This window comes from Thermolongibacillus altinsuensis, from assembly GCF_004341205.1.
Lineage (GTDB): Bacteria > Bacillota > Bacilli > Bacillales > Anoxybacillaceae > Thermolongibacillus > Thermolongibacillus altinsuensis.
Map to the genome: position 1 here is coordinate 1 of NZ_SLUL01000038.1, position 1454 is coordinate 1454.

At 44.3% G+C, this 1454-nt stretch carries 1 protein-coding gene; it reads left to right on the forward strand.

The window, feature by feature from the left end; all coding sequences use genetic code 11:
- A partial coding sequence (locus EDD69_RS15140) for an IS110 family RNA-guided transposase (protein WP_132949722.1) occupies positions 1–1239 on the forward strand: 1239 nt, incomplete at its 5' end.
- Between the last annotated feature and the right edge of the window lie 215 nt (positions 1240–1454).

Here is a 1454-nt window from a genome sequence, read left to right on the forward strand (position 1 = left end):
TTAATCATTGGCGTTGATATCGCGAAACACAAACACGTGGCAAGAGCTCAAGATTACCGGGGATTCGATCTATCGAAGGCCGTTATAGTTGAAAACTCAAGAACAGGGTTTCAAACGTTTTTAAATTGGGTACACACCTTGATGAACCAACATGAAAAAAGAGATGTCATCGTAGGAATGGAGCCAACCGGACACTATTGGCTGAATTTCGCTTACTTCTTACAATCACATGACATCCGATGTGTCACCGTGAACCCGATGCATGTGAAACGAAGTAAAGAGTTGGATGACAACTCTCCTACGAAAAATGACGTGAAAGACGCAAAAGTCATAGCCCAACTTGTCAAGGATGGACGATATTCCATCCCGATTCTTCCAGAGGGAATCTACGCAGAATTACGTGAAGGCATGAAACTTCATGACATGGTGACACAGGATCTATATGCGGTTCAAGCCCAAGTACACAATTGGCTGGATCGCTATTTTCCTGAGTTTCTTACGGTGTTTAAAGATTGGACCGGAAAAGCAGCGCTGCAGATTTTAAAAATGGGATGTCTTCCAAAAGAAATCGCAAAGATTCCATCCGAACGGCTTCTTTGGGAAGTGAAGAAAGTGGCCAACCGGGCAGTCGGAATGAAGCGAATTGAGCAGTTAAAAGAGGTGGCAAAAGCCTCCATTGGGCTTCAAACGGGCACTCAAATGGCCAAAGAAGAGTTGCGTTATTTACTCGAGAAATACGAGTATTTAACTCATCGTCTAAATGAACTTGAAAAGCAGTTAAGCGAAATGGTTCAAACAATCCCAGGGGCCAAAGAGATGTGTGAGATCAAAGGCATCGGAGAAATGACGGTTGTCGGCTTTTTCGCTGAAGTGGGCGACATCAACCAATATCAGCATCCACGCCAAATCATCAAACTGGCGGGGCTGAACCTAAAAAAGAATGAATCCGGTCAACACAGAGGAAAAACGACGATAAGTAAACGAGGACGAAAACGACTGCGAGCTCTCTTATTTCGAGTCGTGATGCCCCTATCAGCGAAAAACCAAGCGTTTAAAGCGTTACATGAATACTATCGTACAAGGCCTAATAACCCATTAACCGGTAAGCAGTCTCTTGTCGCTTTATGTAGTAAACTCATTCGAATCTTATTCGTCATTGGTCGACGTCAAATTTCGTTCAGTGAAGAGAAAATGATACAAGATATTCCACACTTAAAGACATTGCAGGAAGTCGCTTAACCTGAAAACACGTATCAAAGATAGACATCAGAAGCACGGAGAAGTCGGGCGTTATCACACCATACGGGCTTAGACCCAGTAAAGGAGCATATTCCGACCTCCACCTCATGGATAGGCTGAACGAAGGAATGTAGGAGCGAAGGACTCCGTGAGACATGGGAGGGTACACCGCCATGAGACAAGTGGAGATCCATTGGTGCGATCATAAGGAAAAG